The sequence below is a fragment of the Microbacterium resistens genome (assembly GCF_021172025.1).
In the GTDB taxonomy this organism is placed as follows: domain Bacteria; phylum Actinomycetota; class Actinomycetes; order Actinomycetales; family Microbacteriaceae; genus Microbacterium; species Microbacterium resistens.
In genome coordinates this window covers 2,804,527-2,826,317 of record NZ_CP082781.1, presented here as the reverse complement: position 1 = coordinate 2,826,317, position 21,791 = coordinate 2,804,527, and the positions used below count along the sequence as shown (strand labels likewise).

General features: G+C 70.4%; 17 protein-coding genes. 11 read left to right on the top strand and 6 right to left on the bottom strand.

Going from position 1 to position 21,791, the window contains the following annotated elements:
- Positions 1-36 precede the first annotated feature (36 nt).
- Positions 37-1,416 (top strand): lytic polysaccharide monooxygenase, encoded by a 1,380-nt coding sequence (locus K8F61_RS13340; RefSeq protein WP_231819471.1) that lies wholly within the window; start codon positions 37-39, stop codon positions 1,414-1,416.
- A 147-nt stretch (positions 1,417-1,563) separates the two neighbouring features.
- Here K8F61_RS13340 and K8F61_RS13335 read toward each other — a convergent pair whose 3' ends face one another.
- Complete coding sequence (locus K8F61_RS13335; protein WP_231819470.1) at positions 1,564-2,658, bottom strand: helix-turn-helix domain-containing protein; 1,095 nt, start codon at positions 2,656-2,658, stop codon at positions 1,564-1,566.
- 141 nt (positions 2,659-2,799) lie between these two features.
- Between K8F61_RS13335 and K8F61_RS13330 the strand changes: the two genes are divergently transcribed.
- Positions 2,800-3,459, top strand: a complete 660-nt coding sequence (locus K8F61_RS13330) for an MIP/aquaporin family protein (protein WP_231819469.1) — start codon at positions 2,800-2,802, stop codon at positions 3,457-3,459.
- 62 nt (positions 3,460-3,521) lie between these two features.
- Here the strand turns inward: K8F61_RS13330 and K8F61_RS13325 are convergent, their stop codons facing one another.
- Complete coding sequence (locus tag K8F61_RS13325) at positions 3,522-4,187, bottom strand: GntR family transcriptional regulator (RefSeq protein WP_231819468.1); 666 nt, start codon at positions 4,185-4,187, stop codon at positions 3,522-3,524.
- Positions 4,188-4,997: 810 nt separating this feature from the next.
- On the opposite strand from K8F61_RS13325, the gene K8F61_RS13320 reads away from it, so the two are divergent.
- The 7 genes from K8F61_RS13320 to K8F61_RS13290 all read left to right on the top strand — a co-directional run bounded on the left by K8F61_RS13320 (position 4,998) and on the right by K8F61_RS13290 (position 10,981).
- Positions 4,998-5,597: a hypothetical protein gene (locus K8F61_RS13320; RefSeq protein WP_231819467.1), complete on the top strand. Its 600-nt coding sequence runs from the start codon at positions 4,998-5,000 to the stop codon at positions 5,595-5,597.
- 186 nt (positions 5,598-5,783) lie between these two features.
- A complete protein-coding gene (locus K8F61_RS13315) occupies positions 5,784-6,785 on the top strand; it encodes a GrpB family protein (protein ID WP_231819466.1) in 1,002 nt (333 codons plus the stop codon).
- Entirely contained in the window at positions 6,782-7,390 is a 609-nt protein-coding gene (locus K8F61_RS13310) for a hypothetical protein (RefSeq protein WP_231819465.1), read from the top strand. Before K8F61_RS13315 ends, K8F61_RS13310 begins: the two co-directional genes overlap by 4 nt.
- A gap of 142 nt (positions 7,391-7,532) precedes the next feature.
- A complete protein-coding gene (locus tag K8F61_RS13305) occupies positions 7,533-8,210 on the top strand; it encodes a S24/S26 family peptidase (protein ID WP_231819464.1) in 678 nt (225 codons plus the stop codon).
- Positions 8,211-8,323: 113 nt separating this feature from the next.
- Entirely contained in the window at positions 8,324-8,998 is a 675-nt protein-coding gene (locus tag K8F61_RS13300; RefSeq protein WP_231819463.1) for a GntR family transcriptional regulator, read from the top strand.
- A 68-nt stretch (positions 8,999-9,066) separates the two neighbouring features.
- Positions 9,067-10,335 (top strand): sensor histidine kinase, encoded by a 1,269-nt coding sequence (locus tag K8F61_RS13295; protein WP_231819462.1) that lies wholly within the window; start codon positions 9,067-9,069, stop codon positions 10,333-10,335.
- Complete coding sequence (locus tag K8F61_RS13290; RefSeq protein WP_067247855.1) at positions 10,328-10,981, top strand: response regulator; 654 nt, start codon at positions 10,328-10,330, stop codon at positions 10,979-10,981. Before K8F61_RS13295 ends, K8F61_RS13290 begins: the two co-directional genes overlap by 8 nt.
- A gap of 21 nt (positions 10,982-11,002) precedes the next feature.
- On the opposite strand, the gene K8F61_RS13285 is transcribed toward K8F61_RS13290, so the two are convergent.
- The 4 genes from K8F61_RS13285 to K8F61_RS13270 form a co-directional block, all read right to left on the bottom strand.
- Positions 11,003-11,587, bottom strand: a complete 585-nt coding sequence (locus K8F61_RS13285; protein WP_067247859.1) for a hypothetical protein — start codon at positions 11,585-11,587, stop codon at positions 11,003-11,005.
- Positions 11,588-11,646: 59 nt separating this feature from the next.
- Complete coding sequence (locus K8F61_RS13280) at positions 11,647-12,615, bottom strand: hypothetical protein (protein ID WP_231819461.1); 969 nt, start codon at positions 12,613-12,615, stop codon at positions 11,647-11,649.
- Between the two features lie 507 nt (positions 12,616-13,122).
- Complete coding sequence (locus K8F61_RS13275) at positions 13,123-15,675, bottom strand: helix-turn-helix transcriptional regulator (protein ID WP_231819460.1); 2,553 nt, start codon at positions 15,673-15,675, stop codon at positions 13,123-13,125.
- Positions 15,672-18,206, bottom strand: coding sequence for a helix-turn-helix transcriptional regulator (locus K8F61_RS13270; protein ID WP_231819459.1), 2,535 nt, complete (start codon positions 18,204-18,206; stop codon positions 15,672-15,674). Before K8F61_RS13270 ends, K8F61_RS13275 begins: the two co-directional genes overlap by 4 nt.
- Positions 18,207-18,495: 289 nt before the next feature.
- On the opposite strand from K8F61_RS13270, the gene K8F61_RS13265 reads away from it, so the two are divergent.
- The gene (locus K8F61_RS13265) at positions 18,496-20,571 is read left to right on the top strand and encodes an MDR family MFS transporter (protein ID WP_231819458.1); all 2,076 of its coding nucleotides are present in this window, start codon (positions 18,496-18,498) and stop codon (positions 20,569-20,571) included.
- A gap of 90 nt (positions 20,572-20,661) precedes the next feature.
- Positions 20,662-21,267, top strand: a complete 606-nt coding sequence (locus tag K8F61_RS13260) for a TetR/AcrR family transcriptional regulator (protein WP_231819457.1) — start codon at positions 20,662-20,664, stop codon at positions 21,265-21,267.
- Positions 21,268-21,791 lie beyond the last annotated feature (524 nt).

Genomic DNA, 21,791 nt, shown 5'->3' with positions numbered 1-21,791 from the left:
CCGGCACAGAGCCTCTCAACACAGACAGGAATCATCATGAAGAGCTTTGCGAAGATCGGAACCTGCACCGCCCTCGTGGGCGCCATCGTCCTCGGCGGGGCCGTGGCGGCGAACGCGCACGGTTACGTCGGGAACGACAAGAACACGGGTGCGGGCATCTCGGACGTGCAGTCCCGTGCGTCGATGAAGGGCAACACCGACATCGGGAACATCCAGTGGGAGCCGCAGTCGCTCGAGGCCCCGAAGGGATTCACCCTGGACCCGGCCACCGGTGGTCCGGCAGACGGCAAGCTGGGCTCGGTGGGTCGTGCGGACGCCGTGAACCTGGACCAGCAGTCCCCGGAGCGGTGGAAGAAGAACGAGGTGAAGGTCGGTCAGGAGCTGACCATCGCGTGGCACTACACCGCCCCGCACCAGACCACGGACTGGCGCTACTACATCACGAAGAACGGGTGGGACCAGAACAAGCCCCTGACCCGTGCGGACCTGCAGCCGCTGGCGGAGTACAAGCAGGCCATGGGCCCGGCGACGAACACGCCCTCGCACAAGGTGACGCTGCCCGCGGACCACACCGGTAACCACGTGATCTACGCGGTGTGGGACGTCGCGGACACCTCGAACGCGTTCTACAACATGGTCGACCTGCACATCGACGGCCAGGCCGGCCCGGAGCAGCCCGTCGAGGCCCCTGCCGACCTGTCGGGCCTGCTGGCCGGCGAGGTCACCCACAACAGCGCGAAGCTGTCGTGGAACGTCGCCCAGGGTGCGGACCGGTACGACATCGAGCGCTCCACCAACGGTGGCGACTTCTCGAAGGTCGGCAGCGTCAAGGAAGCGACCTACACGGACGTCGACCTGGCCGCTTCGACCGAGTACACCTACCGGGTCACCGCGGTCAACAACGGCGGCGCCTCCGCCCCCGCGACGACCACGGTCGTCACGAAGGACGCCCCGGTCGACGCCGCCCCGACCGCTCCCGGTCACGTGCACTCCATGGGCACGACCAGCGACAGCGTCGACCTGATGTGGACCGCGTCCACCAGCGCCGCGGGCATCGACCGGTACGAGATCCACCGCGCCTTCCAGGGCGGGGTGTTCACGAAGGTCGCCGAGACCTCGAAGACCCGCTACCTGGACACGGCCCTGAAGGCCTCCACGGCATACGAGTACAAGGTGGTCGCGATCGACAAGAACGGCCAGTTCTCCGACGCGAGCAAGATCTTCACCGTGACCACCAACGCCGAGGAGACCGGCCCGGTCGACCCGAGCGTCCAGGCCTGGGACTCCACGGCCTACTACACCAAGGGTGACCGCGTGAGCCACAACGGCCACATCTACGAGGCCGTGCAGTCCCACCAGGGCCACGGCGACCCCAACTGGATCGACGCCCTCTCCCTCTGGAAGAAGATCGGCTGAGACCCCGGGAGCCGGCTGCCCCATGAGCCGGCTCCCCTCCCGGAGAGAGATCCCCAGTCCCTCTCCCCCGTGATGCGCGCATGCCCCACCCGGGCATGCGCGCATCACCCTTTCCGGACGAACGGTGGCATCACCGCGATCGGGACATCACGGCGACGACGGGGCGGGCGCGTCCGGCAGCCGCAGCCCGGCGGGTTCGAGATAGTGCTTCTGGAAGGCGGCCCGTCGCATCCCCGCGCATCGTGCGGCGGCGGCGAGCGTGACCGGCGCCTGTGCACCGGTCACGCCGAGGATCCGGGCGAGGCTCTCCGGACGCTCGGTCGTCCCTCGCTGTTCGAGCTCCAGCCGTCGCTCTCTGTGGAGGAGCGTCGGGTGCAGTTCCCGGCGCCGCTCCTGGCTCAGCAGGTTCAGCTCCCGCGCTCGCCGGACGAGGACGGGGAGCGGGAGCCCCCACCGCGCGCGCATCAGTTGCAGTCCGTGGTCTTCGGCGCCGACCGACGACAGCTCCGCCTGGGCGGAGGCGGAGGGCAGGAGGAGCTCGTCCGCGAAGCGATCGGAGTCGTCCTCCTGATCCCTGCTGGCCGTGAACGCCGTGTGCATGATGAGGTGCCCCGCCGCATGCGCCAGCGCGTAGCGGAACCGCGTCGCGGAAAGCCCGTCCTTCACCAGGATCAGGGGCGGCGCCGCGTCCGGCGATCCAAGGGCGACGGCATCGGGTCCCGAGGAGGGAAGGCTCCGCTCGATCACGAGGAAACCCGCCGCTTCGAGCAGGCTCGTCAGGTCCGGGATGGGATCGTCGCCGCACCCCCAGAGCGCGCGGACACGGCGGGCGATCTCGCGCGGGCTGCGTGTCTCCTCGATGGGGAATCGCAGCGGAGCCGGCTGTTCCTTCGTCGGTTGAGCACGAGCGCACAGCGCGCGGACGGAGAAGCGCGTCAGCGTGCCCAGGGCGCCGAGTCGGCGGACGTCCGCGATGGGCATCGCCCGGGTCCTGCGGATGTGCTCGACGCAGGACAGTGCGGCCATCGGCACGGCGGGGGAGTCCACCAGTTCCGCGGGGCAGTTCAGCGCGGACGCCAGGGCGCGGCGCCGCTCCGGATCCGCGTCGACCTCGCCCGACTCCCGCCGCGAGATCCACGTCGCGGACATCTGCGCCCGACAGGCGAGGTCGCCCTGCGTCCAGCCCTTGGCGCGGCGCAGCAGGGTGAGCAGTGACGTCGGGCGGTCGGTCGTTCTGCTCATCACGGTCCCCGTGGCGTCACGACGCGAGCATGTCGTCGCGCGTGCCGGACCGATGGCCCGGACCGACATACTAACATCTTAAATATCGGGATCGCTCGGACCCCGTCGACATCGCTCATCGGGCGAGGAATGAGAGCTCACATGATCGCCATCGTGCGCAAGGCGCTGGTCGAGGCCGTGTCCACCTTCGTGTTCGTCTTCACCGTGATCGGTGTCGTGAACAGCGCCGACCCGCTCGGGCCGCTCGCGATCGGCCTGGCGCTCACGGTGCTGGTCTACGCCGCGGGTCACCTCTCCGGTGCCCACCTGAACCCGGCCGTGTCGCTCGGGGTGCTGATCCGGGGCGGCCTGGACGCGGCGAGCTTCCCGCTCTACCTGTGCGCGCAGTTCGTCGGAGCCACCCTGGCGGCGTCGGCCAGCCTGGTGGTCTGGCCGTTCGCTGCCGAGGCGCTCGCCGTGCGGGAGTGGCCCGCGTTCCTCGTGGAGTGCCTGGTCACGTTCGTGCTGGTGTGGGTGGTTCTCAACGTGGCGACCTCCAAGGATCACCCGACGAACTCCTTCTACGGCCTGGCGATCGGCGGCACGGTCTTCGTCGGGGCGGTCGCGGTGGGCGGGATCTCCGGCGGCGCCTTCAACCCCGCCGTGGCCTTCGGGCTCGCCCTCACCGGGCACTTCGGCTGGGGCTCGTTCTGGGTCTATCTGATCGCGCCGCTGCTGGGCGCCGCTCTCGCCGCCGGCCTCTTCCGCACTCTCTGCGCGGACGAGTTCATCGGAACCGGCGCGAGCTCATCCTCGGAGTGACGTTCGGGCGGGCGGGGCGCCGGCACGTCGTGCCCCCGCCACGACCGCGCGGTTCAGCCCGCTCAGGCCGTGGCGTTCTCGGGCGGAAGAAGGTGCGCCCGCTCCACGGCCAGCTCGGCGCCGATCGCGTCGCCCTCGCGGATGCGCTCAGCCAGCTCCTCGAATCGGTCGGCGAAGATGGCGAAGTCGAAGAGCTTGTCGACGGTGGCGACCCGGAGCTTGAAGGCAAGGCCGTCGATCGTCTGCTCGAACAGCGCGAACAGCAGCGGGTTCCCGCACTCCTTGGCGATCATGCGCCAGAGCGCGCTCGCCGCGGCGTTCGTTCCCGGGCCGTCATCGGCGCGAAGGTGACGGACGACGACCGTGAACTGCTTGAGCACGTCCTTCTTGACTCGACCGGACAGGCGGGGCACGGCGAGCCGCGTCACACCCCCGAGGATGGCGCCCAGCGTCTGCAGGGCCGCGAGCGCCTCCTCTTCGACCGGGACGGCGACGCGGGTGTAGCGGTTCGGGGCCATCTCCACGAGCCCGACCCTGCTCAGTTCGTTCAAGGCGTCGCGGATCGGTGTGCGGGACACCCCCAGCCAGGCCTCGATCTGGTCGTCGTGGAGGCGCTCGCCGGGCTGAAGAGTGCCATCCAGGATCGCCTCGCGGATCCGCTGGAGCACGGTGTCCCGGAGGAGCGTCCGCTTGGCCGGCTCTTGCTCCGCGTTCTTCGGCACAGGCATTCCGGTGTCCCTCTCCTACGGCGGCGTATCGCTCGATTCTATCGTCGTCGCATTCTGAGATGCCGCATGTCAGCACGGGCAGCTCTGGCGTGGACTTGACTGAAATGTTAGATCTCACATATGATTGAGGGGAGCTCGACGACGCAGCTCCTCGAGTCTTCTCCCCAGTCGGCTCGGGCATTGCGAGGACCCCGTCGAGGTGTCTAATCCCCCCCCAGCGCCTCGATCCTCCACGAAAGGGCCGGTCGGCATCACGCCGCCGGCCCTTTCGTCATGTCCGCGGCGGAGATCTCGGTCGTCCGCTGATCGGTCCCGCGAGGTGGCGCGCCGAACGACAGGCGGACCCGCCCGGGGCGATGTCTGCCCGGGCAGGCCCGGCGCCCTCAGGCGCGCCGCGGCTATGTGAAAACGGGCGGGTTCGCGCCGCAGCCCCTCCCGTCGCGGGTGCGCGGGAGTCGAGAGGTCGGTGATATATGAAATACTAATACTCTGAGGTCGGGCCTTGCTCGACAGGGAAGCGAGGGTCCACCGCATGCACGAGATGTCGCCGCTGTCGGTTGCGTGCCGGGTGCGGCGGGTCGGCCCTCCTCCCTCGGTACGACGATCGACTTCGGCCTCAGGGGTGATGACGCAAGGGTGCGGGTTCGAGAGAGTGGACTCGTCGGGGCAACCTCCCCGACGCTCCCCAGCTCATCGTGGACTGACAGTAATATTTCAGATATAAGCATGTAAGCTGGTGAAACATTCTCTCCTCCGCCATGTCGATGTTCCCGTCGTCGCGGCGGCACCAACGAAAGAAGGAATCACAAGATGGAAAACAACACGCGCCGCAGGCCCGTCAAGAAGCGTTACCTCGCGATCGCAGCTCTCTCTGTGCTCACCGTCACCGGTGGTGCGATCGGTGCCACCGTCACCGCGCAGAGCACGATCGCGAACAACCAGATCACGATCACGAAGAAGCAGACGCCTGCCACCGTTACTGCAAGCGGTACGCCGATCACCATCAAGTTCGAAGAGGGGACGAGCATCGCCAACTCCGGTTACGGGGGCCCGGGGGGAAACACTGTCATCACCCTGACCAACACGGGCACTACTGACGCGACCGTTCGTGTGAAGAAGCTCGACAATGTCAAGATCCCCGGGGGCTCGGATATGGCGAACTTCGTTGTCGGCGGTGACGGGAACGGGCCCGGCCAGGGTTCGGATAAGAAGGAGTACTTCACCCAGCGAATCAGCGGGAACTCTGCCGATTGGGACAAGGTCTTCTTCGACGAGCCCATCACGGTGCCCGGTGGTGGGTCGAAGAAGCTGGTGGCCTACATCAACTTCGGATCCCAAGCTGGTACCGCGAACTTCACGGCGTACGAGAAGACCTTCGACATCAAGTTCGACTACGTCAACAAGTCGTGACCCATTGGGGGGAGAGCGGAGTCGCGCTCTCCCCCCATGCCCCGTCTGCTCGGTATTGACATAACTCAGATGCCGTGACTCTCCCGTCGCGGGTTCTGGGGAGTCGGCAAGTCACCGGGGCACGTGAAGTACGAGCATTTTTCTGGCGTCGGGTCTCGCTCGACGTGGGGAGCGAGGAGCCACTCCATGCACCAGACGTCACCGCTGTCCGTCGCCCTGGTCGCGGACTTCGAAGCGACGCGGGCCGTATGGCACGCGCTGCAAGACGTGGTGCCGTTGGCCATGGTCGAGTCGTTCGATCTCAGCGACATCGAGTTCCTCGCCGCAGCGTCCGCGCGGTCGCATTTCCTTGTCGGAGTGGGGGATCGCTGGGCGGAAGGGAGGGCGAACGGGGCGTTCGATGCCGTCATCGTGGATGAGGATGACCTCTCGGATTTCGTGCGCCGCGCTCGCTCCTTCGAGAGTCTTCGCCGCCAACACCAGGCTCTGCCGGATGAGCTGACCAGGGTGCGGCCGTGGACCGAACGGTGGGTGCAAGTCGCGGATCGGCTCGGCGCGCGCGTCCGCGCTGCTTTCGAACGCGCGGGTCATACGGCTCGGGTCGACCATGTCGGCTCGACCGCTGTTCGTGGGCTCCCGTCTCGAGGGATCATCGACCTCCAGGTCGGTGTCGACTCCCTGAGCGCGGCAGACGCGGCCGATGAGGCGCTGCGCGGGGCAGGGTTCGTGAACCTTCAGTCGCTGACGCCTGCGGCGCCAGGGATGCGCGATGTGCCACGGGGCCCGCAGGCTCTCCGGCGGGAAGGGCGAAAGCGGGTCTATGCGAACGTCGACGAAGCGCAGCGGGCCGTGGTCCACGTGCGCTGCACGGGCTCCGCGGGCTGGCGCCACGCGCTTCTGATGCGGGACTGGCTCCGTGACGACGTCGTCGCGCGGAACGACTACGCCGGTATCGTCACGATGCGCGTCGCCTCTGATGATGCCAGTGCGGGTGTTGTCCCGTACTCGCGCGCCAAGGAGCACTGGTTCAACCAGTCTCATGCTCGTGCAGAGATGTGGGCCGTGGAGACCGGCTGGTCCCCGGCGGTCGAAACCCCTCGGGCGCCGGTGCTGCGTCGAGACCGGCGGGGCGGCGCGTATCCGCTAGTTCATGACACGAAAGCCCTGTCGGCCCCTGGAGCGCAATGACCCTTCTCTCCTCTGCCGCCTTAGCCGCGGTCCTTCTGGTCCCGACGACCACCACGGCGGTCCACGCCGCGGTTCCGGAGGATTGTCTCCGGTTCGTCGGGGCGCCCCTCGACCTCACGATCAGCACGGGCGACGAAGTCCGGGAGTCACCGGCCACGATCCTCAATGAGTGCGGAGCCGACGTCACGGCGAAGGTCCGCGTCATCCCCGGTCGCGCACCCGGCGATGCCGGGACAGCTCAGCGGCTCACCACGGCGTTCACCATCGACGGCGACGTGGTGCACGTGGCCACGTGGGACGCCGACTCGTCGTCGGCCGCTCCCTTGCTGATCCCCGCGTGGTCATCGGTCGCGCTCGTCATGCGCACGTCTCTGCGCCCTTCGGCTGAAATGCCCACGCCGGGGGTGTACACGGCGGACTTCGCGATCGACTGGCTGGCCCGAGAACGACCGGCCGAGCCGTTCCCGCCTGGGGCGTTCCCGGACGGCATCCTCGGCGTCACCGGGGCGGACCCGTCCGTCGGGCTGGCGCTTGGGACCGGCGCCGCCGCCGCGGGGCTCATGCTGCTCGCGGGTCGGGGCCGTCGTCGGGACCGGACGGAGTGACGGCGGCGGGGCGCACGGCGCAGCACGCGTCGTACCGGGGTACGAGGACCAGGTTCCGGCTCCGGTCCGATGTCGTCGGGGAGCGCTCTTGACATCGTGGAGATGTCGGCAATTCCCACCTACCAAACCAAGGAGAACGACGATGCGTCCTGCACTCTTCCTCAGCATCCGCGCCGTGGTCTACGCGGTCCTCATCGCGGTCTCCGTGCCCTTCGTCTGGCAGTTGACCACCGGAGGTGCGAGCCTCGTCGTCACGGGCACGTCCATGACGCCGACCTACGAGCGCGGCGACGTCGTGTTCATCGACCGGGTCACGGACCCCGACCCGTCCTTCTGGAAGGAGGGCGAGATCGTCGCCGTCGCCTTCTCCTCCTCCAACCTGGACGAGGACCGCTACATCCACCGCGTGGAGCGCGTGCTCGACGACGGACGCGCGGTGCTCAAGGGGGACGGCAATCCTGAGGAGGACGTCTCTCCGGTGGATCTCGACCAGGTGGTCGGCGTTCCGGTCGGCGCCCTGCACGGCCCGAGCGCTCAGGTGTACGTCTTCACGCAGCAGTGGTACGGGCGCCTCATGATCTTCGGGCTGGGGATCCTCACCCTCATCCTCGTCGAGATGCTCGCCCATCGGGACAAGGTCCGGCGAACGTCCCCCGCGGAGCAGCCGCCTGCCGTGGATGAGACGGGTATCGCGGACGAGACGGTTCCCGCAGCCGAGACAGCTCCCACCGAGGCGACGGTTGCCCCAGACGACCCGGCGTTCGCGGAGGAGCCGGCACTACGGAGAACGCGTCGTGAGCGCGACCGGGTCCGGTCGTGAGCGGGAGGGGAACGGCGATGACGAAGGAATATGAAGTTTCACATGGTGATGTAGAATCCCCGGAAAGCCGCTTCGGGTGGAGCGGCCTCATCGACGTCGACTGGGGAGTCATCATGCCTGTTCCGAGTGGAGGCCCGGAGACGAAGGCCCCGCGCACCCTGCTCAAGGACACCGTGCTCGCGCGCCTTCGCGAGGCGATCCTCGACGGCACATTCGAGCCGGGGGAGCGCCTGTACGACGACCAGATCGAGGAGTGGCTCGGCGTGTCCCGCACGCCGGTGCGCGATGCCGTCAACGAGCTCGCGCGGGCCGGCCTCGTGGAGATGGCGCCGAACCGGTACACCCGGGTCGCCATCCCCCGCGACGAGGACGTGGTGCACGCGCTGCAGACCCTCGGGGTCCTCCTCGGCGGCGTCGTCCGCAGCGCCGTGCCGGTCCTCGCGCCCGAGCGGCGGAAGGCACTGCAGGAGGAGTTCGCCGCTCAGGCGGCGCAGCTGCGCAAGGGGGAGACGGCGGCCGTGGACCGCGCCTCTGTCGCCCTGTGGCGCTCGATCGCCCGTGACAGCGGCAATCCCCTTCTCGCCCACCTCTGCGAGCAGACGATCGACGGACTCGCCTTCCGGCTCCGCGCCCCCTCGGCGGCCGCCCGCCTCGACCCCGATGCGCACGCCGCACTGTACGAGACCCTCGGGGAGCGGATCGCCGCGGGCGATGCCACGGGGGCCGAGGCCGCCGTGTCCGCTCTCCACCTCCTCCCGACCGGCGACGGGTCGCCCGTCGCTCCCTGACCCGTCCGATCGGCCCCCCACCCCTAAGGGTCCCGCTGAAGGGGGCCGGAATGGGTACGATCGCACCCATGGAGGCCGTAGACGTCGTCCCGCCGGCCTCGCCGCCCGAGGAGGGCCTCAGCGTCGAGGCGAGACGACGGCTGGAGCGCCCCCGCGGCTGGTGGGCCCGGCACCCCTGGGTCACGGACTCCCTCGTCGCGATCGTGTACGCGGTCCTCGCGTCGGTGACGTTCCTCTACGCGGAGATCGTCGACCTCATCCTCGACCCGCCCTCCGCGGTCGTCCCGATGCTCTTCCTCGCCGGCAACGTCGTGGCCGTGCTTCTGCGCCGGCGCTGGACCGTGACCATGAGCCTCGTGGTCTGGGCGCTCGCGCTCCTCATGCTGTTCCACAACGGCTCACCGGATCCGTTCGCCGTCCCCGTGATGACCTTCAGCCTGGCGGTGCACCGCACCGGTTGGATCGCCTTGTGGTACTTCCTGCTCGCGGCGGTGACGCTCTCGATCGGGCCGTTCCTGCCCGGGACGCCCATCGACACGACCGAGGAGCAGGTCTTCGTGAGCGTCGTCCTGTTCGCGGGCGCCCTCATCGGGCTGCTGGCGGGCGTCGCCGCGCGCGGACGCCGACTGTATGTCGCGGCCCTCGTTGACCAGACGGCTCAGCTGGAGCGGGAGAAGCGGATCGTCGCCGAGCTCGGCGCCGAGCGGGAGCGCACGCGGATCGCGCGGGAGATGCACGACATCGTTTCGCACACGCTCACCGTCGTCGTCACCCTGGCGGACGGCGCCGTCGCGGCGAAGGAGGAGAGCGCGGCGCGCGGGGCGATGGCGGCGGCCGCCCAGGCGGCGCGGGGCGCGCTGGCGGACCTGCGACGACTCCTCGGCGCCCTTCGCGACGACTCCGCGGCTGCCTATGCCCCGCAGATCGACTCGGCATCGATCTCCGACGCCGTGGATCGCTTCGTCCGGGCCGGGCTCCCGGTGCACCTCGACGTCCGCGGGGAGAGCACCGGCGACGCGGTCGCCCGGCTCGCCGTGCTCCGCGTGGTCCAAGAGGGACTGACCAACGCGCTCCGCTACAGCGTCCGCCCGCAACGGGTGGAGGTGCGGATCGAGAACGACACGGACGGGACCCGGGTCCGTGTGGAGAACGACGGCGCCGTGGTCGGTGCGGAGTCCGTGGGCGCGGGCCAGGGGCTGCTCGGGGTCCGCGAGCGCGTCACGATCCTCGGCGGGCGGATGCACGCCGGCCCGGACGGCGACGGGCTCTGGGTTCTCGAGGCGTGGATTCCGGCGACGGCGCCGGACCGGCAGGAAAGAGAGGCACAGCATGGCTGAGACGGTGCGGGTGCTGCTGGTCGATGACCAGGAGCTGGTGCGGATGGGACTCCGGCTCGGGATCGACGCCGAGGACGACCTCACCGTCGTCGGGGAGGCCTCGAACGGCGACGAGGCGATCGAGCTCACGGCCTCGCTCGCCCCCGACGTCGTTCTGATGGACGTCCGGATGCCGGGACTCGACGGCATCGCCGCGACGAAGCACATCGTCGAGGCCTCGCCCGACACCCGGATCATCGTGCTCACGACGTTCGACCTCGACGAGTACGCCTTCGGGGCGCTCCGGGCCGGCGCCAGCGGGTTCCTTCTCAAGGACGCGGGTCCTGCCGCGCTGTGCGACGCGATCCGCGCGGTGCACGCGGGCGACGCGGCGATCTCTCCCCGGGTCGCGCGCCGGATGCTCGATCTGTTCGCCGACAAGATGCCCGCCGACGCGACTCCGCGGCCGACCATCGAGGCGCTCACCCCGCGCGAGACCGAGATCCTGCAGGCCATCGGCGAGGGCCTCAACAACGCCGAGCTCTCGGAGCGGTTCTTCCTCACCGAGTCGACGGTCAAGACGCATGTGGGGCGCATCCTCATGAAGCTGCAGCTCCGGGACCGGGTGCAGGCCGTCCTCTTCGCGCATCGCAACGGCCTCGTCTGATCCCGGTCCCGGCGCTGCGGCTCAGCCGTCGAGACCCGGGGCGTGCGGCCGACCGGGCCGCCGGTCGCGGGAGAATCCCAGGAGCACCAGGATCACCCCGACGATGAGGATGTTCTTGAGGATGTACTGACCCTCCAGGCTTCCGACGAACGGTGCGTGCCAGGTGAGCTCCGGGAACAGGAACAGCGGGGTGAACGTCGCGCACATGTGCCCGAGCATCGCGACGAGCGCGAGGAAGCGCAGGCGCGGGACCAGGAGGGCCACGCCGAGACCGACCTCGAGCAGGCCGAGCATCAGGCGCGCGAGATCGCCCGTGACGAGTCCGCCGCTGAGCAACGAGACCGTGTCCACGGCGATGGCCTCGGCGGGGCTGCCGCCCGGGATCAGCTTGGGCGCGCCGAACCAGATCATGATCAGGGCGAGTCCGCCGCTCAGCACGGGAAGAGCGACGCGGCGGGCGATGGCGCCCACCCGCCTCTCGGCACCGGTCAGGAGGCGGCGCGCGGCCTCGAGGGCCGTCAGCGGGCGGTGAGTCGTCGCCGTCGTCGCGCTCGCCGCGGGCGGCTCGACGAAAGAGGTGGGCAGGGTCAGCGTGGGCGTGGTCATGGGGTCTCCTTGAGGATGGGTCGTGGTGTCGATCGGTGGTGCCGCCGCGCCGGGCGGTGTCAATCGCGGTACTCTCCACGCTCCCGGACGGGCGTCGTCCGCACATCGGACCGCGCGCCGATCTCCGTCGTCGCACCCGGGGACGACACCGGAGCCTCGCCGGCGTCTTCGATCCGCAGGGACACCTCGGCGAATCCGCCGGACGGCTCGCCGTCGGCATCGATCGCGGAGACGCGATAGACGTAGACGCCCGGAACGAGGACGGTCTCGTCGCGGAAGTGGGGAAGCAGCGTGTCGCCGAGCAGCTCGGGGAGGCCGCCGTCGACGGAGCGCTCGACGCGGTACTCCGTGCCCTCGCCGGCGTCGTCCCAGGCGAGGACCACGGCGCCGTCGGGATCCGCATGGGCCACGAGCCCGTCCGGGGTCGCCGGCGGGATCGGTGGCGCGGGGTTTTCGGGGGCGGGGAGCTCCGGAGCTTCCGGTTCCGTGTGCTCGGGGAGCTCCGGCTCGGGGTGCTGAGGAACCTCCGGTTCGGGGCGCTGAGGAACCTCCGGGTCGGGGCGCTGAGGAACCTCGGGCTCGGGCTGAGCCGGGAGCTCCGCATCGGGCTGTGCCGGGATCGTCGGAGCCTCGCCCGGGCCCTCCGGCCGGGGCGTCTCGGGCGTGGGTGTCTCGAGGACCGGGGGCTCCGGCTCCGGTGCGGAGGGGCTCGGGCGTTCCGGGACGAACACCGGGGGCAGGTCGGCTCCGGGGCGTTCGAGCACGGGCAGATCGGGCACGGGCGCCGTCGGCGGAGAAGCGGGTGCAGATGGCGCCGGACGTGACGGATCGGGAAGCTCCAGGATGTGCTCCGGTTCCTCGGCCGGCGTGATGGTGATCGCGACCCCGGTCAGCGTGACGGTGCCTCCGCTGACGTTAGCCCGAGCGTCATCCTGGGCGTGCGCGGAGGCGGGGCCGCTGAGGATGACGGCCGCGGCGACGACGACGGCGATGCCCGCGGGCGCGCCGAACCGGGGAGGCGTGTGCACGGTGGTGTCCTTCTGTCGGTGGGGATGCCGGAGGGTTCCGACGAGTCCACGATCGCGCCTTCGGCGTCGTTCCGAATCGGACCCGAGTTCGCTCTTGCGGCTCGTGCCCAGGTACGACGTCGAGCAGACCGATCGGTCGACAATGGGCGGCGGGGCAGAGAGGCAGGACGCCGTGCCGGTGCCGCCCAAATGCGTAGAACTACGTAGCCGAACAGGGCACATCGGGTGGACCTACGTAGGGGCCGTCTGAGGCACCGGAGATAACGTCGGTGCAGTCAACGCGCGGGGACGCGCGGACGACGTCTTCACGACGGTCGCGCGGAGCCACCCCGGGAGATGTCGTCGGACGACGCGACCGGCACCGGTACCGGATGAGGCGACGCCCGACGAAACCGTGACCCCGTCTGGGGCGGGGGCACGGGTCGGCGCCGCCGCATGCTGGGGTTGATGCGGCGGCGTCGATGGTCCCCGATCGGCTGTGTGACCCCTGCCCCGAGTGCGAGGGTGTCAGACCGGTCCGAGCGCCAGGAGCTCGACCCGGTTCGCGCAGCCGTACCGGCGCAGCATGCGAGAGATGATGCCCTCGACCGTCCGCGGCGACAGCCGCATCCTCGTCGCGATGACGCGGGTGGGGTCGCCCTGGGAGAGCCCTCGGAGGACGTCGCGTTCCCGCGTCGAGGGGACGATGTCGCGGAGGACCGACCCCGCGGCCCAGGGCTCGCTCCCGACGTCCCGCTCCAGGGCGAGCGCGAGGGATGCCGCGCCGCGACGCACGGGCGAATCGGCGGGCAGGCGAGGCCACAGATGACCGAGAAGACGCACGGCGAGAAGGTCAGCGCCGTGTCCTCGCAACCGACGGACGACCGCGAGTGCCTCGGCGTGATCCCCCGTGGACACGAGGGCTCGTGCGATGTCCTCGGTCACGGCCGTGCGCGTCGTGCGACTCGGTTCCTGCCCCGCCAGCACCTGCTCCGCCGCGGCTTCGCTCCCTGCGATGAGGGCCATGAAGAGCAGCTCCGTGCGCTGCGCGGGGAACCCGTCCTCCGCCGCCTCGGCTGCAAGACGGAGCAGGCCTGTGACGGCCTCGGGACCGAAGCCCGCATCCGCGATCACACGAAGTCCCTCCGTGATCGAGGACAGGGCCCAGAACCCGGGGCCGCCGCGGTGCTCCCCGCCGCGGTGCTCCCGTCCCGGGGCGTCCTCCCGATTCCCTGTCGCGAGAGCGAGGGCCTCGGCGAACGGGCGCAGCCCGAACGGATCGCGCTCGGAGAAGGCGGCCGCCGCTCTGCTCAGCCCGCGCCGCGTCCGCTCGAGCATGCCGGCACGGGCGGCGACCGAGGCGCGCATGAGGTCGTGGAGAGGCGCGAGCCGCACGGATCCGATCACGTCGTACTCGCGGCTCCAGAGCGGCGGATCCTCGGCGAGGGGACGCCAGCCGAACTGCTCATGCAGAATGAGCAGCAGCGCGGCGGTCTGGTCCAGGCATTCGCGATAGCCGGGTTCGCGATGCGCGTCGTCCAGCAGTGTCAGCAGGATCTCGCGTCCGGCGTGCGGCTCTCCCCGGAACGCGAGGTGCGCTCCCTCCCAGAGACGGGCCGTCATCTCCTCGTCCGGATCGGTGCTCATCGTCCCCGCACGCAGCGCCGCGGGGTCGATGTCGCGGTCCGCCGAGACGAGGGTGGACAGGAATGCGGAGCCGTCCGCGATGCCGGCGCCGCCGGCCCCCGAACGGTCGTTCAGCCACCGCAGCGCCTCGTGGGCGTCGGGATGGAACACCGCCAGGCGGGCGAGCAGGTAAGCGGCCGCGCGGGTCGCCGACCGGTCGCCCGACGGGTCGGCGACGAACCGGTCGCACACCCGCCCGAGCGCCCGCGTGACATCGCCCTGCGCGGCGTCGACCCGGGCGCGGAGGATCCAGAGGTCCGCATCGTCGCCGGATACCGCGTCGAGGAGAAGACGGGCGTCGTCGAATCGACCGACGCCCAGGGCGAGTGCCGCAAGGCGGCCCGTCTCCCGTGGGGACAGGGCTCCTTCGACGCGGACCCGCCATGCGGCGAGGCCGACTTCGGCGGCCGCGCCTCCGTCCTCCTCGCTCATCTCCTGCCCGACCTCGTGCCAGAGCCGGACGCTCTCGCATGCGCGAGATTCAGAGAAGACGGTCCGGAGGGCGCCGACCCGCAGGGACAGGCTCCGATGTCCTCCTGCTGTGAAGCGATCCGCGCGCAGCAGGCCCTGCTGCCTCAACGACGAGACGACGTCGGCGCCGAGGAGTCGCCGCGCGGACTGCTCGGGCAGGGAACCGGCCAAGGCCGCGACATGCAGGGCCCGGCGGTGCGCGGGACCGAAGCCGGCGAGAAGCGTGTCGGAGGCGGCCCGGAGCGCCTCCTCGAAGGCGGGTTCGCGGTGCGGGTCCCACACCCACTCGTCGTCGTCTCGGATCAGCGCACCCGTGCGCATCGCCTCGTCGGTCACCGCGGGGAGCAGGCCGGTATGCCCTCCGCTGCATCCGCTCAGGCGCGAGACGGCGACAGCGCTCGGCTCGTTCCCGAGACGCCCCCGGATCAGCGCGCGTACGCGGGTCGTGTCGATCGGGCGGACCTCCTCCACGCCGAGGACTCCCGTCGTGGTCAGCTGCCGGAGGGATTCCGGCAGCTCGGAGCGAGCGGGCGTGAGGACGACGAGGAACCCCTGACCTTCCCGGGCGAGACGGCACAGCCGGGCGGCGTGAGCGTCGATGAGGGTGTCGGCCCGCTCGATGAGGACGAGCGGCAGTGCGGTTCGCGCGTCGAGACCGCGCGCGTCGAGGGCACGAGAGTCCGGGACCCATCGGCCGTCGCGTTCGACGTGGATGACGAGCTCTGCGCTCCCGGTTCCCGAGGGGAAGGACTGCACGAGGAGCGCGTCCGTGCCGAGCAGGCGCTCACGCAGCCTCGCGGCCCCCCACAGCCCGGGCAGTGCGACGACGACCCCTGCCCTGCCGCCGCCCGCGCGCGTGCGCGCGTGCTCCGCCCGGATCCGTTCGGCGACCCCGTCGGGGGTCTCCTCTCCGGAACGGGTCATCCGTTCATCTCCGCCCAGAGCTCGTGCCGGCTGCGGACTCCGAGCTTCCGATAGCTGTTGCGCAGATGGGTCTCGACGGTGCGCGCCGAGATCCGCAGGCGGGCGGCGATCTGGGCGTTGGCGAGGCCGTCGCAGGCGAGCTCGGCGATCTGCAGTTCACGGGCGCTCAGCGCGTCGGAGGGCCGGGGACCGCGCGTGCTCCCGCAGACACGGAACCTGCGGTGTGCACCGGGCAGGGACGGAGCCGGAAGCGAGGCAGGATCCGTCGCCGCCCGGATCCTCGCCACCGCGTCGGGATGCGCGAACGTCGGAGCCGCCATGAGCGCCGCGAGGGCTTCGTCGCGCAGGGTGTCATCTCCGGTCCCGATGCCTCGCAGCGCACGAGCGAGCTCGGCGTCGAGCGGAGAGTCGGCGAGAGCGTCCGCGACACGGGGGATCAAGTCGGCGGGGATCTCCTCGAGCCGGCGCAGGACCACGGCGCGCACAGCGGGAAGCACACGCGCGCGTGCCGCTCCCGGGCCGCCGAGGATGACGCGCAGGTGATCGGGGGTCGAGCGCAGAGCCTCGGCCAGCGGAAGCAGTCGGGCGGCTCCGGCGTCCAGGATCGAGGACCCCACGTCGCCGATCCCGAGATACTCGGTGTCGGTCAGGCCGTTGTACGCCGGGATGCCCAGGATGAGACCGATCAGCTCGATCACCGGTCGGATCCGCCGCCGTAAAGGGACGCCGGAGTGCAGCTGGGCGTACGCCTCCGTCACGCGTCGACGGAGGGAGTCTTCCGGCTCTCCCGTCAGGTAGCCGCGGATCAGGTCCATCATCTGGGTCGAGCACAGTGCCGGGACCATGCGCTCGTCGGACGCGCGGTACCAGGGCAGCGCCTGCATCACCTCGGCCGGCTCGCCGATGCAGCACTGCGCGAACTGGGTGCTCAGGTGCAGCCATTCCGCGGCGTACGGGGGCACCTCTGCGTCTGCGGCGGCGACGCGGAAGGCGGCGAGCAGCCGAGCGGCATCCGATTGATCGCCGACGGCCGCGTGCGCCGTGGCGAGGAGCGCGAGCGCGTGCAGGTGCGCCAACCGGTGGTATCTGTCGCCGGGAACCGGCGCGGGCACGGTTCGTCGGCCGTAGCGCGCGAGCAGCTCCGCAGGGCCGCGCTCGTGCCAGAGCACCATCATGCGGAGGGCGTGCAGGACGGGCTCGTCGTCCGGCTCGTCGTCCGCCATCCGCTCCAGCTGCGCGAGGATGGGGTGCACCGCAGCGGGCTTCTGGAACGTCACGATCCGGATGTACGCCGCGAATCGCAGGGCGCCGAGGTCAGTTCCCAGCCCGGCGAGCACCGACAGGGCATGCTTCGGGCGCCCGGACTGCAGCTCTAGGCCGGCGCGGAGGACCTCTGCCTCGGCGGTGCTTTCGCGCACGCGCTCCAGCAGGATCTGGGCGCGCGACAACAGTCCCGCGGCCGAGCTGTCGCGCGCGCCCCGCAGGAGCTCGACGTCATCGCAGTCGATACCCGCACGTACCGCGGCGAAGACCGAGCGATGAGGGTATCGGCCGGACGGACATTCCGCCCACAGACGCCGACGCTCGTCGAGAGGGCGCTCCCAGTCGGCGATGGAGAGTTCCAGGGCGAATCGCAGGGCGCGGCAGCCCAGGCGCACGTGCGATCTCTCCCAGACGACGAGGCCGGACTCTTCGAGTCGGGACAGAGCCTCCGCGTCCTCGGCACGCCGCGACTCCTCAGGAGGCAGGTCGCCGAGGAGCGCCAGGCGGAAGAGCACGTCGCGCTCGTCGGACGCCAACGCAGGCACGTGCCAGGCACGTGCGCACAGCGAGGCCGATTCGTCGAGGAACGCCGGTGTGCCGTCGAACACGATGCCGCCGTCGACGTAGGCGAGCCAGCCCTCGTCCAGCCCGTGCGAGAGGACGGCGGCCGCCGCGGCGGCGTTCCCGGAGGACACATCGAGGAGGTACGTGCGCACCGCGGCGGAGGCGCTCGCGCCGGACTCCTCGCGGATGAGATCGGCGAGATCTCCGTCCTCGAGCGGCGGCACGGTCACGTGCAGACCACGGGCGGTGCCCAAGGCCTCGCCGAAGCGCCGGGCGATCGTTCCACGGGAGGTGCACACGACGATGCCGAGGTGCTCGTCGCGCGACAGCATCTCCAGGACGTCGAGGGACCGCTCGTCCAGCAGCTCCGCGTTCTCGGCGACGAGGAGAGGCGTCTCGCCGTGGACGAAGAAGGCCTCGAGCCGATCGCGGAGGATCGTGAACGCCTCGCCGCGAGTAAGGGCGGGCTGCTCCGCGAAGACGGGGAGGGCCCGGGCGGGCGCGGCCTCGGCGTCGCCCGCCCGCGCAGTGGGCGCGCAGATCAACAGACGCCGGGCGGTCCGGGCGGCGACGCGCCGCAGCAGTGTGCTCTTGCCGACGCCGGTGGCCCCTTCGAGCACCAGGAGCGGCGCGGTCTGCTCGCCGCAGTGCGCGACGAGCAGATCCTCCACGCGCCGCCGCGCGGACACGTCCGCAGCTTGCATATCGGTCTCCCTTGTGTGCGGCATCCCCAGGTCGCCGCCCGTCCCCCGATGGGAGACCGCATGGATTGTATGTCAGAACCCGTCGCACGCACAGCATCCGCGGCGTAGCGCGGACGAGAGTGACTCGGGATAGCGCACCACGACGTCCACCCCCTTCGGACGCCATGCACATCTGCAAGCTTGCGATCGTGTAATGTTGCAGGGCTGCAAATTCTTGTCGCCACCGTCGGCGCCCGCGTCGATCCGTCGGCGGCGGGCGCGACGTCATCCCTCGTCCTCGGAAGGCCGCATGACCACCGCCACCGACACCACGGAGAAGACCGAGACGGAAGCCCCCGCCTCCGCGCCGATCATGACCCACCGGCAGATCATGCTTGTGATCTACGGACTCATGGCCGGGATGTTCCTCTCCTCGCTCGCCCAGACCGTCTTCGGCACCGCGATCCGCACGATCGGCGACGACCTGCACGGCCTCGATCAGCAGGCGTGGGTCACGACGGCCTTCCTCATCACCTCGACCATCTCGGTGCCGCTCTACGGAAAGCTCTCGGACATCTTCGGGCGACGCCCGCTGTTCCTCATCGGCATCGTCATCTTCATCCTCGGCTCGCTGGCGTCGTCGTTCTCGACCTCGATGATGAGCCTGGCGGCCTTCCGCGCCTTCCAGGGCGTCGGGGCCGGGGCGCTCATGGCGCTGCCGCTGGCGATCATGGGCGACATCCTCGCGCCGCGCGAGCGGGCCAAGTACCAGGGCTACTTCTTCGCGGTCTTCGGCATCTCGACGGTGATCGGCCCCCTCGTGGGCGGCCTGTTCGCCGGCGCCGACGAGATCCTGTGGATCGACGGCTGGCGGTGGTGCTTCCTCATCAACATCCCCATCGGGCTGGTCGCGCTGTACATGGTCACGCGGTTCCTGCACCTTCCGAAGGTGGCCAAGCACCACGGGCCGCGCATCGACTGGTGGGGCGCCGCGGCGGTCATCGTCGCCCTCGTCCCGCTGCTGCTCGTGGCCGAGCAGGGCCGCGAATGGGGCTGGGGATCCGTCGCGGCGATCGCCTGCTACGTGACCGGTGCCGTCGGCCTCGTGGCGTTCGTCCTCATCGAGATCGCCATGAAGCAGGACGCCATCATCCCCATCTCGCTGTTCCGCTCCGGGACCTTCTCCATGGCGACGGTGATCGGCGTGCTCGTCGGCTTCGGCATGTTCGGGGCGATGATGACCATCCCGCTCTACATGCAGATCGTGGTGGGGCTGAACCCGACCGAGTCCGGGCTGTCGATGATCCCCATGGTGCTGGGCCTGATGATCGCCTCGCTCGGATCCGGACAGATCACCGCCCGGACGGGGCACTACCGGATTTTCCCCGTGCTCGGCACGCTGTTCACCGCCGTGGGCTTCCTTCTGCTGACGATCGTGCATTACGACACCCCGCTCTGGCAGGTGATGCTCGCCATGTTCGTGGTCGGGCTCGGCCTCGGTCAGCTGATGCAGTCGCTGGTGCTCGCGAGCCAGAACTCCGTCGACCCCCACGAGATGGGCGTCGCCTCCAGCGCGGCGACGTTCTTCCGCCAGATCGGCGGGACCCTCGGCACCGCGATCATGCTGTCGGTGCTGTTCACCGTGCTGCCGACGAACATCGTGCACGGCATCTCGGACAGGGACACGCTCACCGAGGCGCTCGACGCCGCGATGGACCCCGCAGTCGCGGAGAAGCCGGGCAACGTCGCGATCATGGACCAGCTCTGGGGGCCGATCGTCACGCCGATCGAGGCGAAGATCCAGGAGCAGCTCGACCAGGGCGCGGCGCAGGCCACGGCGGCCGCCGGCGCCGCCGTGACCGACGCGGTGACCCAGCAGGTGCAGCAGGGCGTCGCGGCGGGCGCGATCCCCGCCGAGGGCGCGCAGGCGGTCATCGACCAGCAGGTGGCCGCCGCGCTTCCCGCCGCGCAGGACGCCGCACTGGCCGCAGCCGCCGAGAAGGCGCACGCGACGGTCGTTGACGGGTCGCTGCGCGTCGACTGGGCGGACACGGCGCAGCGCGGCCACTGGGTCGGCCAGCTCGTGCCCGAGTTGGAGAAGCAGATCGGCGCGGAGGACTCGGACGTCGCGAGCGCCTCCGGCGGGTCGATCAGCGACACGTCCTTCCTCACGGGCGCCGACGCACGGCTCACGAAGCCGTTCATGGTCGGCTTCACGCAGTCCACGGTCACGATCTACTGGGTCGGGTTCGGCGTGCTGCTGCTCGCCTTCGTCCTGTCCTGGTTCTTCCGCGTGCCGCCGCTGCGCCGCGTCTCGGCGCTGCAGGAGCAGGCCGACCTCGCCGGCGTGACCGACACCGGGAGCATCCGGGTCCACCGGGGCTGAGAGGATGGGCACGGGGATCCGTCGCCGCGCGCGACGGATCCGCCCCCTCGCCGAGGGGCGCAGCGGGCGAGAACCGCGGAGGAGCAGCGGATGACCAACGTCGACACGACCGACAGCGCCGGTCGTCGCGAGCGCAAGAAGATGCAGACGCGCAAGGCCATCCACGAGGTCGCGCTGCGTCTGGTCGAGGAACACGGCCTCGACGGCATGACCGTCGAGCAGATCTGCGCGGCCGTCGACGTGTCTCCTCGCACGTTCTTCAACTACTTCCCGTCGAAGGCGGCGGCCGCGCTGGACCTTCCGGAGACGGTCGTCTCGGCGGCGTCGGCGGAGCGGTTCCGGCAGACCGACGGCGAGCTGGTCCCGGCGCTGTGCGCGCTGATCGGCGCGTCCCTCGACGACGGCGTCGACCGGGGGCGGATGAAGGGTCTCGTGCTCAAGCGGCCGGAGCTGCTGCCCGCGTTCGCGCAGTGGATGGGAGCCGCCAGGGAGCAGCTGGTGCGCCTCGCCGCCGAGCGCGCGCGGTCGGAGCAGGAGGCCGCCGCGGCGGTGGCCCTCGTGATGGCCGCGCTGAGCATGCTCGTGCACGCGTCCTCCTCGCCGGAGCGCTCCGGCGTCGACCGGCTCCGCGAGATGGTGGACCGGCTCGTCGCGGTGCGAACGGCCGGCATGACCCCGCCGCCGCCCCAGGGCTGACGCGCCTCGCCCAGAGAACGGACACGCCCGGGCGGTGTCAAGGGGTCCCTGTCGATCAGCGGACCCCGTGGACAACCGTCGCGTCCCTCGCCTATGGTGGAGGCGCGCGCACATGGGGATGATCGCACCGCCCGATTCCCCAGAGACGGCGGGACTACCCCAGAGTCATGCGATCCCGTGCGTGCGATTGGGCCCCCTCGAGTCGCCCAGTCCCCAATGGGCCACTCGAGGGGGCCGCTCTCGTGTCCCGGGGGCGGTGCTCCCCTGTTCGCCGACGTCCAGGAGCGGAGGACGCCGGAACGCTGGATCGGGCGGTGTCGGTGACAGACGAACGAGTTCGGCCTCGACCGTCCCCCAGCGAGCGGTCGACGGCATCACGGGATGAGCGATCCGGACGATCGTGCCGCGGTCGTGTCCTCTCCCCTTGTCGAACGCGTCGCGACCGTTCTCGTCCTCCGGGATATATTGTGCCACCGGGATGAAGATTTGTCCCCCAAATGGGGGACAAATCTTCCGGATCCGCG